Origin of the sequence: Megasphaera geminata F0357 (genome assembly GCF_000239275.1) — a bacterium.
GTDB classification, from domain to species: domain Bacteria; phylum Bacillota; class Negativicutes; order Veillonellales; family Megasphaeraceae; genus Megasphaera; species Megasphaera geminata.
Genome location: NZ_JH417587.1, coordinates 1 through 14963, shown reverse-complemented (window position 1 = coordinate 14963; position 14963 = coordinate 1). Strand labels below are relative to the sequence as shown.

Here is a 14963-nt window from a genome sequence, read left to right as displayed (position 1 = left end):
CCCTGCCTCTCCCACAGTATGATTATCTTCAATACGGTTCAACCGTTTTCATATTATACCACAAAAAGGCAATCCGACGGGATTGCCTTTTACAGGTTACTCAGGTTGTGCTCTTCATTTCTTCATCGTATTCTCTGTAGAGCTCGTCGAGAATGGAGCGGCGCGTTACAAGCCCGACACACCGTTTGTTATCGACAATAGGAATGACCTTCAAGTGTTCAGCCACCATGACGCCGGCCAGTTGTTCCACATCCGCGTCGGGTGCGGCAATGATAACGTCCTTTGTCATCAGGTCTTTACTGCTACAGGCCATGAGCTTTTTAAAGCTCTTGTCGTATTCACTGATGCCGTTGTAATAAATGCTGGCGCCGAGAAGATTGACGTAGTGGGGAACATGCGGTTTGATCTTTTTATACAGCAAATCCGCATCCGTTACGATACCCGCCAACGTACTGTCGTCATTGACGATGGGAATCGACGTGATTTTGTTTTTAACAAACATCTGCACCAAATCGAAAACCGCCGTATCCGGATGGGCCGTTACAAAGACCTTCTCCATAATATCCGAAGCTGTTCGTTCGCTCATAGTATTCACCTCTTTGCTATATCAATGCGATCGAATGTTATACCTGTATTATACTATATTTCCCCGAAAGTGGGAAAATTCTTCTTTTGAAACTATAAATGATACGGCTCGTGCCGCTGAATCTTAACCGCCCTGTACAGCTGCTCCAAAAGCACCATGCGTATCATTTGGTGCGTCAGGGTAATGCGGCCGAAGGAAATGCATGTATCCGCCCGTTTGCGCACCGCTTCGGAAAGGCCGAAAGGCCCGCCGATAATAAAGGAGAATTCGCTGTACCCGCGCAAAGACAAGGCGGCCAAGGTCTCGGCCAGCTCTTCCGACGAAATAAGGTCCCCTGCCACATCGAGGACAAAAAGATACGAGCCTTCGCGGACATATTTTAAAAGACGGGTTCCTTCTTTTTCCAATACCTGACGCTTTTGCGCGGCCGACGGGTTTTCCGGCATCCGTTCTTCAGCCGTTTCCGTTACTTTCACTTGCCCGTAAGGAGTCAGGCGTTTGAGAAATTCGCTTATGCCTGCGGCTAAATAGGGCTCTTTGATTTTTCCGCTGCCGATAATATGGTATTTCATCAGTTATTGTCGTTTCCCATTTGCGGCGACAACTCCTGCAGCATAATCTTCGCCGTATGTTCATCGCCGTCACGAAGGTAGGTGACCGTAACCGTATCACCGACGCGATAGGACTCAACGATTTTCTGCAGAGCCATATAATCATTGACCGGTTTATCATCTATTTTTGTGATAATATCGCCGTGCCGGATTCCCGACCCGTCGAGCGGCCCGCCGACGACGAGTTTATACACATAAATGCCTTTGACATCAAAGTTCATGCCGAAGCGGGCGGCCATCCTCTTATCGAGGCCGTAGAGGCCGAGGTACGGGCGGATAACGCGGCCGTTTTTAATGAGCTCCGCCAGGATGGGACGGGCCGTATTGACAGGAATGGCAAATCCCAGGCCTTCAACACCTTCTTTGGAAATCTTGGCACTGTTAATGCCGATGACCTCGCCGTCCGCGTCAACGAGAGCCCCGCCGGAATTACCAGGATTGATAGCCGCATCGGTTTGAATAAGTTCCATCGACTGCCCTTCACCGGCAATGGTTCTGTTTAAAGAGCTGATGACGCCGGCCGTAACGGTACCCTGGAACTCAAGCCCCAGAGGATTGCCGATAGCAATAGCCGGTTCACCGACCTGCAAGGTATCGCTGTCTCCCCAAGACGCTGCAGTGAGATTATCCAGATCTATTTTGACGACGGCCAGGTCGGTCCGCGCATCCGTTCCGACAACCGTCCCGTCCGTCGTCCTTCCGTCCGCCAGGGAAACGATAACCGTTTTATTGGTCCCGACGACATGGTTGTTCGTCGCTATATACCCATCTTTATCGAAAATAATCCCCGAACCTATACCTTCACCGACAAGAACCTGACGGTTAAAAATATCGCGGTCATAGACTTTCGTCGTAATGCCGACGACAGCGGGGCTGACCTTTTTAACCGCCTGCACGACAGCCGTATTGCGCGCATCCGATAACGTCTCCGCCTTGCCGTCCGCCGTTTGCACCTGTACGGGCACCTTGTCATTCCTGCTCACCATATCATGGTAGAAATATCCGCCGAATCCTGCGGCACCGATTAAAATCACGGCCGCAACCGCGGCCGCTGCATGTTTATGAGACATTATTCTCCCCCTTTTCATCAAAGCGAACGGCACTGCGGCGGCAAGCCAAACGAACGAGTACATCCTGCCCCAGGCTTTTACCGCTCCGTCCGAACACATCCTTCACGGTCTTTATAACCTGTGCAGGCGCGTTATTCTTCTCGCTGCGATGCGACAGAAAAACTTTCATCATCTTCTTTTGCGGCAAACGGGCCAGCAGTTCAGCCGAAGCCCTATTGGACAAGTGGCCGTAACTGCCGAGAATACGCTGCTGCAGGTGATAGGGATAAGGCCCCTTGCGCACCATCTCTTCATCATGGTTGGCCTCAAGAATGAGAATATCCGCATGGGCCGCCGCTGCCGCTACAGTCGGTGTGACCCGTCCCAAATCGGTTGCATAGGTAATCTTCTTGTCCCCGTAATAGACGGCATACCCTACGGGCCGGGCCGCATCATGCGGGATGTCAAAAGGGACGACGCAGACGTCGCCGATACCGACCAGTTTTGTAAGCGGCACAAAACGGCCGGCACCGTTGGCCGCCGTCTTGCCCATGGCCCGCCACGTTTCTTCGGTCGTATAAACCGGCATACGCGTATGTTTAAAAAAGAGCGGCAGTCCCCGGACATGATCCGTATGTTCATGCGTCAAAAAAACGGCATCTATATCCTCCGGCGCACACTGCCGTCCGGCCAGTTCCTGTACCATACGGCTATAGCTGATGCCGGCGTCGATGAGGATCTTGGTCCTGCCGCAGCGGATAAAAGTTGCATTACCCCCGCTGCCGCTGGCAAGGACGCTGACCGAACAAGTACCGCAGCACTCATCCGTCCGCTCCTCATCTTCCGCAATGTCAGGGAATATGGGAGATATATCCCCGGGTATTTTCTGCTGCCGCGCAGCCTGCACGGACAGGGCATACATTTCAAGAAAATTTTCAGATTTGTTCACCGGCTTCTCCTTCGACGATGGCTATGCCCGCACTGGCCCCGATACGATCCGCTCCGGCCGCAATCATTTGCCGGGCCGTCTTATAATCATGAATACCGCCGGACGCCTTGATGCAGGCACGTAGCCCGATAACCCGCTTCATGAGTTTGATGTCGTCCGTCGTCGCCCCGCCCGGGCCGAAGCCCGTTGAAGTTTTCACAAAACGGGCCCCGGCCTTAACGGCGGCACGGCAGGCCTCTTCTTTCTCCACATCCGTAAGCAGTCCGGTTTCCAGAATGGCCTTAACAATCCGCCCGTCCGCAGCACGGACGACACCGCTTATATCGTCCTGAACATAATCCCAGTTTTCCGCCTTTGCCTGTCCCACATTGATGACCATGTCTATCTCATCGGCGCCGTTAGCGACGGCAAAGGCCGTTTCAGCCGCTTTGACGCAAGAAGCTGCAGCACCGAGCGGAAAGCCGACAACCGACGCAATGCGTACATAAGTACCCGACAGTTCCCGTCTGGCCAGCGGCACGTACGACGAATTAACGCAAACGGAAGCAAACCTGTACCTTTTGGCTTCATCGCAGAGCCTGACAATATCAGCCGGTGTCGCGTCGGGTTTCAGGTTCGTGTGATCGATATAAGATTCAATGGTCATACTGTTTCCCCTTTAAACTATAATAAATCCTCAATTACGCTGATATTATACCACATATAGATAAAATCGGTATGGCTTACATACAAATTATGCATGCCGCACCGTGTTTTTCTTACTTGTGCGAAACAATTGCGGCACCCCTCTTCCGCCGGACCTTAGCCCGTACCCTCCGGTTCCTTGATAAGGAAAGTGAAGACCGCTCCCGCAGCCGCACAAATCCAGAGGATCTGAAGAGCCGCCGGGATTCCCCAAATATCGGCGGCCCAGCCGACGAAAGGCGTGAGAATACCCCCGACAGTAACACTCAGGCCGAGGGTAATGCCCGATGCAAACCCGACGTTCTTGCCGAGAAAGGTCTGCCCCAGGACAACAATCGCACTATAAGGTGTAAAAAGGCCGAACCCGACCGGCAACAACAGGAGTGTCGATAAAAAAACATGGCTGCTGTTGGCGAAAAAAAACATGGCCGGCACCATGATGAGAAAGGCCAGGCGCATAACTTTTACGAAGCCGATATGATCCGAAAGCAGTCCGCCCGCATACGTTCCGATTACACCGATGCCGAAAAGAAGGGCCAGCGCAAAACTTCCTTGCGTTGCCGACGTGCCGAGAACGGAAATCCAATACAGGGGGATAAAGGAATTACAGAGGGCAAACCCGATGGATCTGGCAAAAATAACGACCGTCAGCTTGCCGAACGAATGCCAGTCATTTTTCCTCGTTTCGGTAATATGGGCGCGAGTCTCCGCGCGTACATTCGCCGCTATTTTTTTCAATACACAGGGGATGCGGGTATAAAGAAGTGCGGCAATAAGCAGATTGACGATACCGAAGACGACGAGGCCGTGAATATCAAAAGCGTACGCACAAAGTCCCGCTACGACAGGACCGGCGGCGAAGCCCCCGTTACCGCCGACCGAAAAGGTCCCTAAGGCCTTCCCCTTCTGTTCTCCCGCAATCTGATTCACCATCCGCGCCCCTTCGGGGTGATAAATGGACGAGCCGAGACCGCTGAGCATGGCGCAGAGGAAAATAAGCCAATAGTCCGTTGTAAAGGCAAGCATGCTGAAAGATATGCCGCTCAGGACCGGCCCGAAGGGTACGAACCAGGGCTTGGAAACCTTGTCGGAATAATAACCGAAAACAGGTTGTACAACCGATGCGAGAAGGACATTTCCCAGGAGCAATGCCGTCGCATCACGATAAGATAAATGGCAAACAGAGATAAAATAAGGCAACAATGCAGGTATGCCGCCCTGTACCCAATCTACGGAAAAGTGACCCAACGAAAAAAGGTATACATGGGGATCCATTCGTTTCACTGTAACTGACTCCTTTACGGCGTTTTATTCATTGTTGCATCTATTATACGCCTCAACGTGTCTGGAAGGAACAGAAAGTTTTACGGTAAAAACATAATTATTATCAAAACTATATTGTTTTGTCATCGCTCCGTTTTTCCATGCTAATATGTACTAAAAGGAGGTGCCCATTATGGATAGTATTTGTGCTTGCCTCGGCGGCAAATGGGTCAATTTAACCGCATCAAATTCGGACATCGAAAACAGCAACGCCATGTCCTGGTGGATCGAAAACTTTACGAAAAACAAAACTCTGCCGGACAGGTACGTGGGCATCTTCCATGAGGGCAAACTGTATTATGTCCATTCTTCTTCCATACAGCTTATGGATGATTTTGAATAGGATCGGGCAAATAAAAACAGCCCCGTCTGTGGAAAATATCTGAAACGCCGTAAAGTCTTTCAAAAAGACTTTGACGAAATCAAAATCTGTGCTATACTTTAAGTAGTGAAAAGCTTTCAGCACGTTTCGTGTGTTGGGCACCGGCCCCGCTACTTTCGGTAGTGGGGCTTTTTATTATCCGTGGAGGACTTTATGCAGTTTGACAAGCCTTTTTTTTCATACTCACAACAGATTAACCTCCTCCAATCACGCGGGTTAATCATAAAAAACTATGAGTTTGCAGAATACGCCCTCAGTACCCTTTCTTATTATGATTTAATCAATCGGTATAAACGATACTTCATGGTGGATGCGCATCACTTCATAGACGATGTATCCATTGAATATCTTTATAATTTCGCACTTTTCGACAGGGATATTCAATTTTTTATTATGAAGTACAGTGTTTTGGTCGAAGCCATATTTAAAACAAAATTCAGCTATACACTGGCTGAGCACTGCGGTGTTGACATAAAAGATTATTTGAAAAAATATTACTACAAACCGACCAACAGCGCGAATATTTCATTTGCCGACGTAAAATATCGTATTACCCGCTGGATCAATTCCAATGCCATAAAGAACCCGACGCGGTATTACAAACGGCACCACAATCATATTCCTCCGTGGATACTCTTCAAAAATATCTCTCTGGGGAATGTGATAAATCTATACGACCTGTTACACAGCGATCTCAAATATAAATTTGTAAGCAGGCTGATACAGAACAGTCTTCCCATGGATCAGCAGGTCGATTTGGTTTTACGTATGATGAATACCGTTCGGACTTTCCGTAATTGCGTCGCCCACAATTTAAACTTCACCGAACTGCGGACGGAGCCCTTATATTGCCCGTCTCCAAAGATTTTATCGACTTTACTGGGCAGCCCTTTGTTAGTCTCAAAAAACAAAAGAGTGCCGGCGGAAGACAAAAAAGCACTGCTCGGCGTCTACGGCGCTATGCTTTCCATGATTGTACTGCTTGACTCGGCGCACCTGAAAGCCACATTCGCACAGGACTTTCTGCTGCTTTTAAAAAAAGAATCTATTCAAAATCAAATGTATGAAGATTATGCCAAAATCACAGAGATGCCGGCGGATATAAAAAACAGATTCACGCAATTTTATAATGAGTTAATGTATGTAAAGACGTAGAAAACACTTAATAACCGAAGGACAACGAAACCAAACAAAAAGAGACTGCAAATGCAGTCTCTTTCTTACGTTATGGCGGAGAGTCAGGGATTTGAACCCTGGGTACGGAGTTCACCGCACACATGATTTCCAATCATGCTCCTTAAGCCACTCGGACAACTCTCCCTGTACTCCACATCATTCTGTTATGCCCCGGGACGGCATATAATGTGAATATGGTCGGGGCGACAGGATTCGAACCTGCGGCCTCTTAGTCCCGAACCAAGCGCGCTACCAAACTGCGCCACGCCCCGTTACCTGACTTATATATAGTATCAACTTTCCCATACCTTGTCAAGCAACGGCAGGCACCGCCGCAGGCGTTTATACGCCCTTTGTATCCGGCTTTGCCGCAATATGATTCCATGCGAAACCGCCGAGAGCGGTCACGGCCGTTAAGGCGATTTTCACGTACAAACCCGTTTCCCGGGCAAGTCCCAGGTATTCATCGGCCGCAACCATCGAACCGGCCGCCCAGCCGAGAATGAGCCCGCCTAAATAGATGAGCACGGGGAATTTATGCATCACCTTAATAACGACGGCACTGCCGAAAATAATGATAGGCACGGAAATAATCATGCCGAAGACCAGAAGCCCCATGTGGCCGCCTGTCGCACCGACGATGCCGAGAACATTATCAAGACTCATGAGGGCATCGGCCGCAATAATAGTTCTGACAGCTCCCGACATCGATTTTTTGGCGTCGACATGCACCGCTTCTTCCGTTTCCTGTTTGCCGATCAGCTTCATGCCGATAAAGACGAGGAGTACGCCGCCTACGGTATGCAGGTAAGGTATCTGCAAAAGCCAGACGACGGCCGCCGCCATGATGAAGCGCAGTATAATGGCCCCTGCCGTACCGTAAATAATTGCTTTTTTCTGCATGTCATGGGGCAGGCTTTTACAGGCCATGCCGATGACAATAGAATTATCACCGCCCAAGGCTAAATCCAAAAGAACGACCTGAGCAACAACCCAGATATCATGTATAAGTTCAACTTCCACTGTGTCGCTTCCTCTCTTTCGAAATGTAGCTAATTATACCACAGCAATGAAAACAGAGGAACCGTACAGGTTCCTCTGTCCTGGCGCCGCTTGGCATTATTTCACGATAACCGATACGCCGTCGGGGATAACCGTGACTTTCGGATCGTTAACGCCTTTTCCAGCCAAATAGTCTTTAGCCAATTTAAACGCTTCGTCAATATTCTCAGCATATGTCAGGTGCATAGCCTCAACCATTTCACGCGGCGCCTGCGTAACCAGTATAATATGGAAATGCAGAAGAAGGCGCAGGAGAATCTGCGATTCCCACTGATCGAAAATCGTTTCATTACGATCGCGGGCGAGGATTTCATCCATCGCTTTCTGTAAATCCGCCGCATTTTTCAGCGTATTGAAAAAATCTTCGCCGCCATGTCCGTCATTGCAGGCCGTGCAGTCGATAATGACGCCGCCTTCCTTACAGGTTGCTTCAGCCGCCGTCATGCCCTTAACGGACTGATAAATATTCTGGTCAAGAGGATACCCGCCGTTCGTCGTCACGACGATATCCGCCGGCACAGGCTTAACGCCTGCCAAGGACATTTCAAATTCGACACCTTTACAGTGAGCTTCTTCACTGTCGCCCGCAAAAGCGGCAATAACCTTCTTTTCCGCATCAATAACAACATTGCAAATAAAAGCTAATTTAGCGACTTTCGCCGCATAGAGCATATCGCGGTGAATGGGGTTCCCTTCAAGGATGCCCGTACGCGCGTAAGGGCTGTCAATGAATTCGGAACAATGGTTGGCAAGCACTGTTATCTTGCTGGCAACACCGGGTAAAACGGATTTTCTGCCGCCGGACATGCCCGCAAAGAAATGCGGTTCAATAAATCCTTCCGCTACGAGTAGATCCGTATTAACGGCCCACTTGTTGAGGAGGCATTCGCCGCCGGACGGCAACGTGCCTATACTGACCATATCTTCATCAATACGGCTCTGATGGATGACGATGTGTTCCCTATCGGCAATTTCGGCACCGTATTTATCGACTAATTCTTCATGTGTTGTCGGCCGATGCATACCGGTAGCTACAAGAATAGTAATTTCAATATCCGGATTGCCCCGGCGGAGCTCCGCCAGGAGCTGCGGCATGATAACATGGCTCGGGACGGGACGGGTGTGGTCACTGGAGATAATCGTACACGTCCGCTTCCCTTTAGAGAGTTCACTCAATCGGGGAGCGCCGATGGGATTAGCCAGAGCATCGGCGACGAGTTCCGCCTCCGACTTAGGCGCCTTATATTCATGGGCTCTCGAAAGAAGCACGCCTGCCACCTGTTCATCAGGCAGTTCAAACGTGATTTTCTCTTTAGCAAACGGTACTTCAAATTTTTTCACGAACAACACATCCTTTCCGGTTTATAAGACAAGGTTATCATTAAACGACTGATAAAACGGGGCAGGGACAAGGCTTCATGCCCTTCCCTGCCCCTTCAGCGTATGCGGCGATATTATTGTACGGGAATTTCGTCGTTTACGTCGACTACTTTGCCCGGGTTCATAATATTCTTCGGATCGAGCGCTTTCTTAACGGAACGCATGAGTTCCATTTCCACGGGATCCATGTATTCTTTCATCAATTGGGCACGTTTGAAACCGATGCCGTGCTCACCGGAGAGACGGCCGCCCAGGCTGTACACGAGGGCATAGATTTCTTTCTGAATTTTCGGAAGCATTTCTTCCCATTCTTCCTGTGTGCGATCATCTTTCAGGATGTCGATATGTACGTTACCGTCACCGCAGTGTCCGGCACAATGCATAGCAACATCGTATTTTTCGGCTAAACGTGAAATTTGCTGTACGGCGCCCGGAATTTCCGTCATCGGCACGACAATATCTTCCATGGAGAATACAAGGCTCCTCTGGCGATCCGCTTCAAGATACGCTTTGCGGGATTTCCAAATCTTGTCCTTATCCGCCACCAAGACGTCGAGCGCGCCGTTTTCACGGGCCAGTTCGTCAATTATCATGCACTGGTCGTCCAATACGTCTTCGCTGTCACCGGCAATCTGAATGATAATATAGTTGCCCACATCGGAATGCTGCAGCTTTTCATTAAGGAACACTTCAACCTGTTTGATGGAGGCGTTATCCATAAATTCCACGCAAACCGGGGTAATACCGGCATTCATAACCTTCGGCGTCAGGGCAATGGCAGCGTCAAGATTGTCGAATACGGCCAGCAGATCCATTTCGTATTTCGGCAAAGCGACCAGTTTCAAGTAAACCTTTGTGATAATGCCGAGAGTACCTTCGGACCCGATATAGAGATGCATCAGCATATAGCCTGTAGCGTTTTTACGGAATTTGCCGCCGAGCTGAACCACTTCGCCGGACGGCGTAACAACTTCGATACCCATAACCTGATCACGGGTTACGCCGTATTTGACGGCACGGTTGCCGCCGGCATTAGTCGCGACGTTACCGCCGATGAAACAGGAGTCCCCGCTACAGGGATCGCCTGCGTAAAAGAGACCTTCTTTATTAACGGCGTCCTGAAGAGCTGCCGTTGTAATACCCGGTTCGGCAACGACCACCATGTTGGCTTTATCAATTTCAACAATTTTATTCATCCGTTCAATAGAGATGATAACACCGCCGAAAATAGCTACGGCGCCGGCTGCAAGACCGGTACCGGCCGCACGGGGAACCATGACGATGTCGTTATCATAACAGAGTTTAACGACTTTGGAAACTTCTTCGGTGGTCGCCGGAAGGACAACTACCTGTGCCTCTTTCATATAATGAGGGTCCGTTACTTCATCATGACTGTACGGGTCAAGTTTATCCTTATCCGTATAGACATACTTTTCACCCACGATTTTCTTTAATTCTTCAATAATCTCAGCTGTGACTAAACCTTTTGACATGCTTAATACCTCCAATAGGATTGTATAAAAGTATCCCTCTCCGAGCTAACGCGGAGACATAAAGCTGTATAAAAGCTTTTATTGATACACGTTAAAGCAGCGGACACAAAACGCCTCCTTGTTCAATAAGCCGCTGTCCGCCACATATATTATAGCGTTTTAGTTCTGCTTCGTAAATCTACTATCTACTTTAGATATATATCAATTTTGCCGTTTGGAACGTCTGTTTATTCATCGAAAGTATATCATAGTTAATTTCTTTAAATACAGGATCTCCGTCATACCTTATTTTTCACGGCTCATACGATGATTCTTTTCAGCCGCCGTTATGACTGCCTCCATAACGGCGGTGCGAAAGCCGTTGTTTTCCAATGTCCGAACTGCCTCAATGGTCGTACCGCCGGGAGAGCATACGGCATCTTTCAATTTACCCGGATGGAGGCCCGTTTCCAAAACCATCTTCGCCGCCCCCATGACCGTCTGCGCCGCAAAAGTATACGCTTCGGCGCGTGCCAGTCCCGCCCGGACGGCCCCGTCCGCCAGCGCTTCAATAAACATATAGGTATAAGCCGGACTGCTGCCGCTGACACCGACAACGGCATCGATAAGATGTTCCTCCACAATTTCAGCCCGGCCGAAAGAGCGGAAAATTTCTATAATGTCATCCGTTTCTTCAGGCCTTACTTCGTTGTTCGGCGTGAGCGAGGTCATGCCTGCACCGACTATAACCGGCGTATTCGGCATAGCGCGTACAATCTTCGTTTTTGCAGGCAAATAAAAAGCCATAGTTTTCATATCGACGCCGGCCGCAACGGAAAGCAGGATACTTCCCTCTTTGAATACAGGGGCGATTGCCGTCAATACGGAAGGGACCGTATTCGGTTTGACCGCCAGGATAAATACGTCTGCTTCTGCCGCCATCGCCGTCACTTCAGCGGCAACGGAAGCAACCGGGCCGAACTCGTTTGCCGCCTTTATCGCTTTTTCATTATGAATATTATAAAGAAGAAGGCCGCCTCTACCCAGTAGCCTCGACGCGGCAATACCTTTTCCGATCGCATACCACATCTTACCGATACCGCAAATACCTATTTTTTGAAACATGCTTTCCACCCTTTCATTAAAAGAGCATAACGGAGATGACTTCCGCTATGCTCGGAGAGATTTTTACTGCGTAATACCCGTTTTATCCAAAGCCGCCTTAATCTTCGCCGCCAGTCCTTGTATTTTCTTTTTCGACACGGAGCAGACAGCAAGGCGTATCCCTTTATCAAGCGGCACAAGGAAGATATGTTCTTTTTCCAAATCATCCGCTACCGCCTGCGCCCCCGTCAGGGGAATCGTTATAAAGAAACCCGACATGTACGGCAAATATGTAAGACCGCAGGCATCCGCTTCCTTCATAAAGAGTTCGGCCCGTTCTTTTATGAGAGTAAAATATTCAGCCCGTTCCGCGTCAAGTTCATTGACTTTTTCGGGATCACTGCAAATACGAACCATCGCTTTCATTGCCGCACCGTTCGAGTTGGACCAGGTGGCACGGCTGGAATACCGGTTAATCGCAACAAATTCATCGGCAACTTCCTTATTTGCCGTAACGCCGATCATGGCCCCTATACGCTGCCCGTACATCGTAAAGCCTTTGCTGAGCGTATAAGCAATGACGACAAGAATATTATCCGGTAAATTGCCGAATTTCTTAAAGAACCGGCGACATGCCTGTTTTTCGCCGCTGTAATCAAGATAGGCCACATCGGGAACGAGGATAATATTCTTATCTTTCCCGGCAACACTCTCTTTCAGAAAGGCGAGGACATTATCCCAGTCCCCATCGGAAAGGGCGAAGCCCGTCGGATTATTGGCGGGAGAATTCATGATAATGACTGTATTCAACTGCTTACTTATAAGGTCCCTTACGTGGGCCCGGAAATCTCTGAAATTAAAAGCCCCTTTATCGTCAAGAAGAAGAAATTCACGCAATGTACGGCCGTTATCCGTACACATGGAACCGTATGCATCCCAATGCCAATCACTGGTCAGGATTTCATCGCCTCTTTCCGAATAGTTGTGAATGACATGATGAAGCGCGCCGGAACCGCCAAATGTGGCGCAAGCCCGCACATAGCCTTCCGGGTTGGATTCGCCGAAACACTGATCAATAACGGCGGACAAATAGTCATCATAGCCCTGAATAGGCGCATAGGCAATAATTTCGCGCGTTGTCAGGGCGTTAAAGGCTTTTTGTACAACATCAAGCATAACGAGATTGCCGTCTTCATCCAAAATGGAGCCGACAGTACCGTTAATAACCTTATCTGCACCCAATTTTTCGGCCAATGCGGTAGCACGGTTGTTGGCACCGAAAATTTTGTCTTCCGAAAATTTAGCCGATGCCTGCGGAGCCGCAACACTCTTCATCATGGATCCAATCCCCCTTATCTGTTTATACATTTAGTTATACCATACAACAGCAGGCCTTTACAACACACGAGGCCGTATATGACTTATACACGCGGCATCATAAAAAACAAACGCTTGTATGAAAAACACAAAAAATAACCTCCCGTATATCGAGAGGTTACAGACACATAATTATTGCGTAATGCCGCACGCGTCGACAGATTTTTTAATTTCCGCGGCCAATCCTCTGAGTTTATTTTTAGGCAGAGAACAAACGGCAAGACGGATCCCTTTGCCCAACGGAACGAGAAAAATATGTTTCCTTTCCAAGTCATCGACAACTTGCTGCGGCGCTGAGACGGGAAGCGTCATAAAGAACCCCGATAAGTAAGGAAGATATGTAAGACCGCAGGCATCGGCTTCTTTCATAAAAAGCTCGGCCCTCTCCTTAATAAGCGCATAATACTGCGAGCGTTCAGCATCCAGTTTTTTAATTCGCGCGGAATCCCCGCAAATATGGACCATCGCCTTCATAGCGGCGCTGTTTGAATTGGACCACGTAGCCCGGTTGGTATATTGATTAACGGCAACAAATTCATCAATTACGTCTTTATCGCTGCTGATACCAATCATAGCCCCCATGCGTTGGCCGTACATCGTAAACCCCTTGCTGAGCGTATAGGCGACAATGACAAAGATATTGGAGGGCAGATTGCCGAATTTCTTAAAGAACCGGCGGCATTCTTCCTTTTCGCCGCTGTAATCAAGATAGGCCACATCGGGGACGAGGATAATATTCTTATCCTGCCCGGCCGTAACTTCCTGCAGGAAAGCAAGCACGTTATCCCAATCTTCCGGGGAAAGCGCAAAGCCCGTCGGATTATTAGCCGGAGAATTTAAGAGTATAACCGTGTTGTACTGTACTGCCGCCGTTTCAGAAACTTTCGTCTTAAAGTCGGAAAAATTAAACACGCCGGTTTTATCAAAAAGTTCAAATTCGCGAATCTTACGTCCGTTATCCTTACATATAGAATCATAGTTTCCCCAGTGCCAATCACTTGTCAAAACCGTATCACCCGGTTCGGAATAGTTGTGAACGACATGATGAATAACACCGGAACCGCCCGACGTGGCACAAGCTCTAATATAACCGTCCGGACGGGATTGACTGAAACATTGAGCGATAACATCGTCCAAATAATCACCGTATCCCTGAATGGGAGCATAGGCAATCATTTCACGAACGGACAAGGAAGCAAACGCCTCTTTCACGACATTAAGCATAACCAGCCGGCCGTCTTCATCCATAATCGCTCCGACGGTGCCGTTAATGACAGCCTCCGGCCCGAGCCGGTCAATCAGTTTATTAGCACGCTGATTTGCACCTAAAATCTTATCGACGGAAAATTTCCCTCTTGCCTGAGGAGCGGCAACGCTCGCAACCATAAATCACACCCCCTATGTTTGTCTTTAGTTATATCATACAATCGAAGCATATACAATAAAAAAAGAATTGTATACACATATACACACATAGGAGAACAATACTGTCGTCCCATTACAAAAGCCTCCGCACAAAATGTACGGAGGCTTCTTTAGTGACCCGGTAGGGATTCGAACCATGGACCTACTGATTCGTAGTCAGTCACTCTATCCAGCTGAGCTACCGAGTCATGACGAGGAGTATAGTCGCAATGGAACTTCTACCCCTCCGTTTTTGGCAGGGGCAGAAGGACTCGAACCCTCAACCAACGGTTTTGGAGACCGCTACTCTACCAGTTGAGCTATACCCCTATGAACGAAAAGCCAAGAAATCGATCTTGGCTTTTCATAAAAATCAGCGGCTACCTATCCTCCCGGGGGGTCTC

General features: G+C 48.9%; 14 protein-coding genes and 3 tRNA genes. 2 read left to right on the top strand and 15 right to left on the bottom strand.

Annotation, left to right across the window (positions count from 1 at the left end):
* Positions 1-100: 100 nt before the first annotated feature.
* From HMPREF0080_RS04460 to HMPREF0080_RS04435, 6 genes are all read right to left on the bottom strand, one after another.
* Positions 101-586, bottom strand: a complete 486-nt coding sequence (locus HMPREF0080_RS04460) for a CBS domain-containing protein (protein WP_006790062.1) — start codon at positions 584-586, stop codon at positions 101-103.
* A 92-nt stretch (positions 587-678) separates the two neighbouring features.
* Positions 679-1158, bottom strand: a complete 480-nt coding sequence (gene rlmH / locus HMPREF0080_RS04455) for a 23S rRNA (pseudouridine(1915)-N(3))-methyltransferase RlmH (RefSeq protein ID WP_006790061.1) — start codon at positions 1156-1158, stop codon at positions 679-681.
* Positions 1158-2270, bottom strand: a complete 1113-nt coding sequence (locus tag HMPREF0080_RS04450) for a S1C family serine protease (RefSeq protein WP_040347272.1) — start codon at positions 2268-2270, stop codon at positions 1158-1160. Before HMPREF0080_RS04450 ends, rlmH begins: the two co-directional genes overlap by 1 nt.
* Positions 2257-3195: an MBL fold metallo-hydrolase gene (locus HMPREF0080_RS04445; protein WP_006790059.1), complete on the bottom strand. Its 939-nt coding sequence runs from the start codon at positions 3193-3195 to the stop codon at positions 2257-2259. The genes HMPREF0080_RS04450 and HMPREF0080_RS04445 overlap by 14 nt, the downstream gene beginning before the upstream one ends.
* Positions 3182-3841 (bottom strand): deoxyribose-phosphate aldolase, encoded by a 660-nt coding sequence (gene deoC / locus HMPREF0080_RS04440; RefSeq protein WP_006790058.1) that lies wholly within the window; start codon positions 3839-3841, stop codon positions 3182-3184. The genes HMPREF0080_RS04445 and deoC overlap by 14 nt, the downstream gene beginning before the upstream one ends.
* A 155-nt stretch (positions 3842-3996) precedes the next feature.
* Positions 3997-5154, bottom strand: coding sequence for an MFS transporter (locus tag HMPREF0080_RS04435; protein WP_006790057.1), 1158 nt, complete (start codon positions 5152-5154; stop codon positions 3997-3999).
* Between the two features lie 181 nt (positions 5155-5335).
* On the opposite strand from HMPREF0080_RS04435, the gene HMPREF0080_RS04430 reads away from it, so the two are divergent.
* Both HMPREF0080_RS04430 and HMPREF0080_RS04425 read left to right on the top strand, forming a co-directional pair.
* Positions 5336-5545, top strand: coding sequence for a hypothetical protein (locus HMPREF0080_RS04430; RefSeq protein ID WP_040347252.1), 210 nt, complete (start codon positions 5336-5338; stop codon positions 5543-5545).
* Positions 5546-5737: 192 nt separating this feature from the next.
* A complete protein-coding gene (locus tag HMPREF0080_RS04425; protein ID WP_006790055.1) occupies positions 5738-6739 on the top strand; it encodes an Abi family protein in 1002 nt (333 codons plus the stop codon).
* Between the two features lie 73 nt (positions 6740-6812).
* Here the strand turns inward: HMPREF0080_RS04425 and HMPREF0080_RS04420 are convergent.
* The 9 genes from HMPREF0080_RS04420 to HMPREF0080_RS04375 all read right to left on the bottom strand — a co-directional run bounded on the left by HMPREF0080_RS04420 (position 6813) and on the right by HMPREF0080_RS04375 (position 14889).
* A tRNA-Ser gene (locus HMPREF0080_RS04420) sits at positions 6813-6904 on the bottom strand.
* A gap of 51 nt (positions 6905-6955) precedes the next feature.
* A tRNA-Pro gene (locus HMPREF0080_RS04415) sits at positions 6956-7032 on the bottom strand.
* Between the two features lie 70 nt (positions 7033-7102).
* Entirely contained in the window at positions 7103-7783 is a 681-nt protein-coding gene (locus HMPREF0080_RS04410; RefSeq protein WP_006790054.1) for a TerC family protein, read from the bottom strand.
* 96 nt (positions 7784-7879) lie between these two features.
* Entirely contained in the window at positions 7880-9163 is a 1284-nt protein-coding gene (gene larA, locus HMPREF0080_RS04405) for a nickel-dependent lactate racemase (RefSeq protein ID WP_040347250.1), read from the bottom strand.
* A gap of 113 nt (positions 9164-9276) precedes the next feature.
* Positions 9277-10695: an FAD-binding oxidoreductase gene (locus HMPREF0080_RS04400; protein WP_006790052.1), complete on the bottom strand. Its 1419-nt coding sequence runs from the start codon at positions 10693-10695 to the stop codon at positions 9277-9279.
* A gap of 285 nt (positions 10696-10980) precedes the next feature.
* Positions 10981-11799: a pyrroline-5-carboxylate reductase gene (gene proC / locus HMPREF0080_RS04395; RefSeq protein ID WP_006790051.1), complete on the bottom strand. Its 819-nt coding sequence runs from the start codon at positions 11797-11799 to the stop codon at positions 10981-10983.
* A 63-nt stretch (positions 11800-11862) separates the two neighbouring features.
* On the bottom strand, positions 11863-13116 hold the full coding sequence (locus HMPREF0080_RS04390) for a pyridoxal phosphate-dependent aminotransferase (RefSeq protein WP_040347247.1): 1254 nt from the start codon (positions 13114-13116) through the stop codon (positions 11863-11865).
* A gap of 171 nt (positions 13117-13287) precedes the next feature.
* Positions 13288-14541 carry a pyridoxal phosphate-dependent aminotransferase gene (locus HMPREF0080_RS04385; protein ID WP_006790049.1) on the bottom strand — a complete coding sequence of 418 codons (1254 nt, stop codon included), beginning with the start codon at positions 14539-14541 and terminating at the stop codon, positions 13288-13290.
* A gap of 272 nt (positions 14542-14813) precedes the next feature.
* Positions 14814-14889 (bottom strand) — tRNA-Trp (locus tag HMPREF0080_RS04375).
* Positions 14890-14963: the final 74 nt, after the last annotated feature.

Coding starts and splice junctions, on each gene's coding strand:
- HMPREF0080_RS04425 (WP_006790055.1), top strand. CDS start 5,738: ATGCAGTTTGACAAGCCTTTTTTTTCATACTCACAACAGATTAACCTC.
- HMPREF0080_RS04430 (WP_040347252.1), top strand. CDS start 5,336: ATGGATAGTATTTGTGCTTGCCTCGGCGGCAAATGGGTCAATTTAACC.
- rlmH (WP_006790061.1), bottom strand. CDS start 1,158: ATGAAATACCATATTATCGGCAGCGGAAAAATCAAAGAGCCCTATTTA.
- proC (WP_006790051.1), bottom strand. CDS start 11,799: ATGTTTCAAAAAATAGGTATTTGCGGTATCGGTAAGATGTGGTATGCG.
- HMPREF0080_RS04390 (WP_040347247.1), bottom strand. CDS start 13,116: ATGATGAAGAGTGTTGCGGCTCCGCAGGCATCGGCTAAATTTTCGGAA.
- HMPREF0080_RS04385 (WP_006790049.1), bottom strand. CDS start 14,541: ATGGTTGCGAGCGTTGCCGCTCCTCAGGCAAGAGGGAAATTTTCCGTC.
- HMPREF0080_RS04460 (WP_006790062.1), bottom strand. CDS start 586: ATGAGCGAACGAACAGCTTCGGATATTATGGAGAAGGTCTTTGTAACG.
- HMPREF0080_RS04435 (WP_006790057.1), bottom strand. CDS start 5,154: ATGGATCCCCATGTATACCTTTTTTCGTTGGGTCACTTTTCCGTAGAT.
- HMPREF0080_RS04400 (WP_006790052.1), bottom strand. CDS start 10,695: ATGTCAAAAGGTTTAGTCACAGCTGAGATTATTGAAGAATTAAAGAAA.
- deoC (WP_006790058.1), bottom strand. CDS start 3,841: ATGACCATTGAATCTTATATCGATCACACGAACCTGAAACCCGACGCG.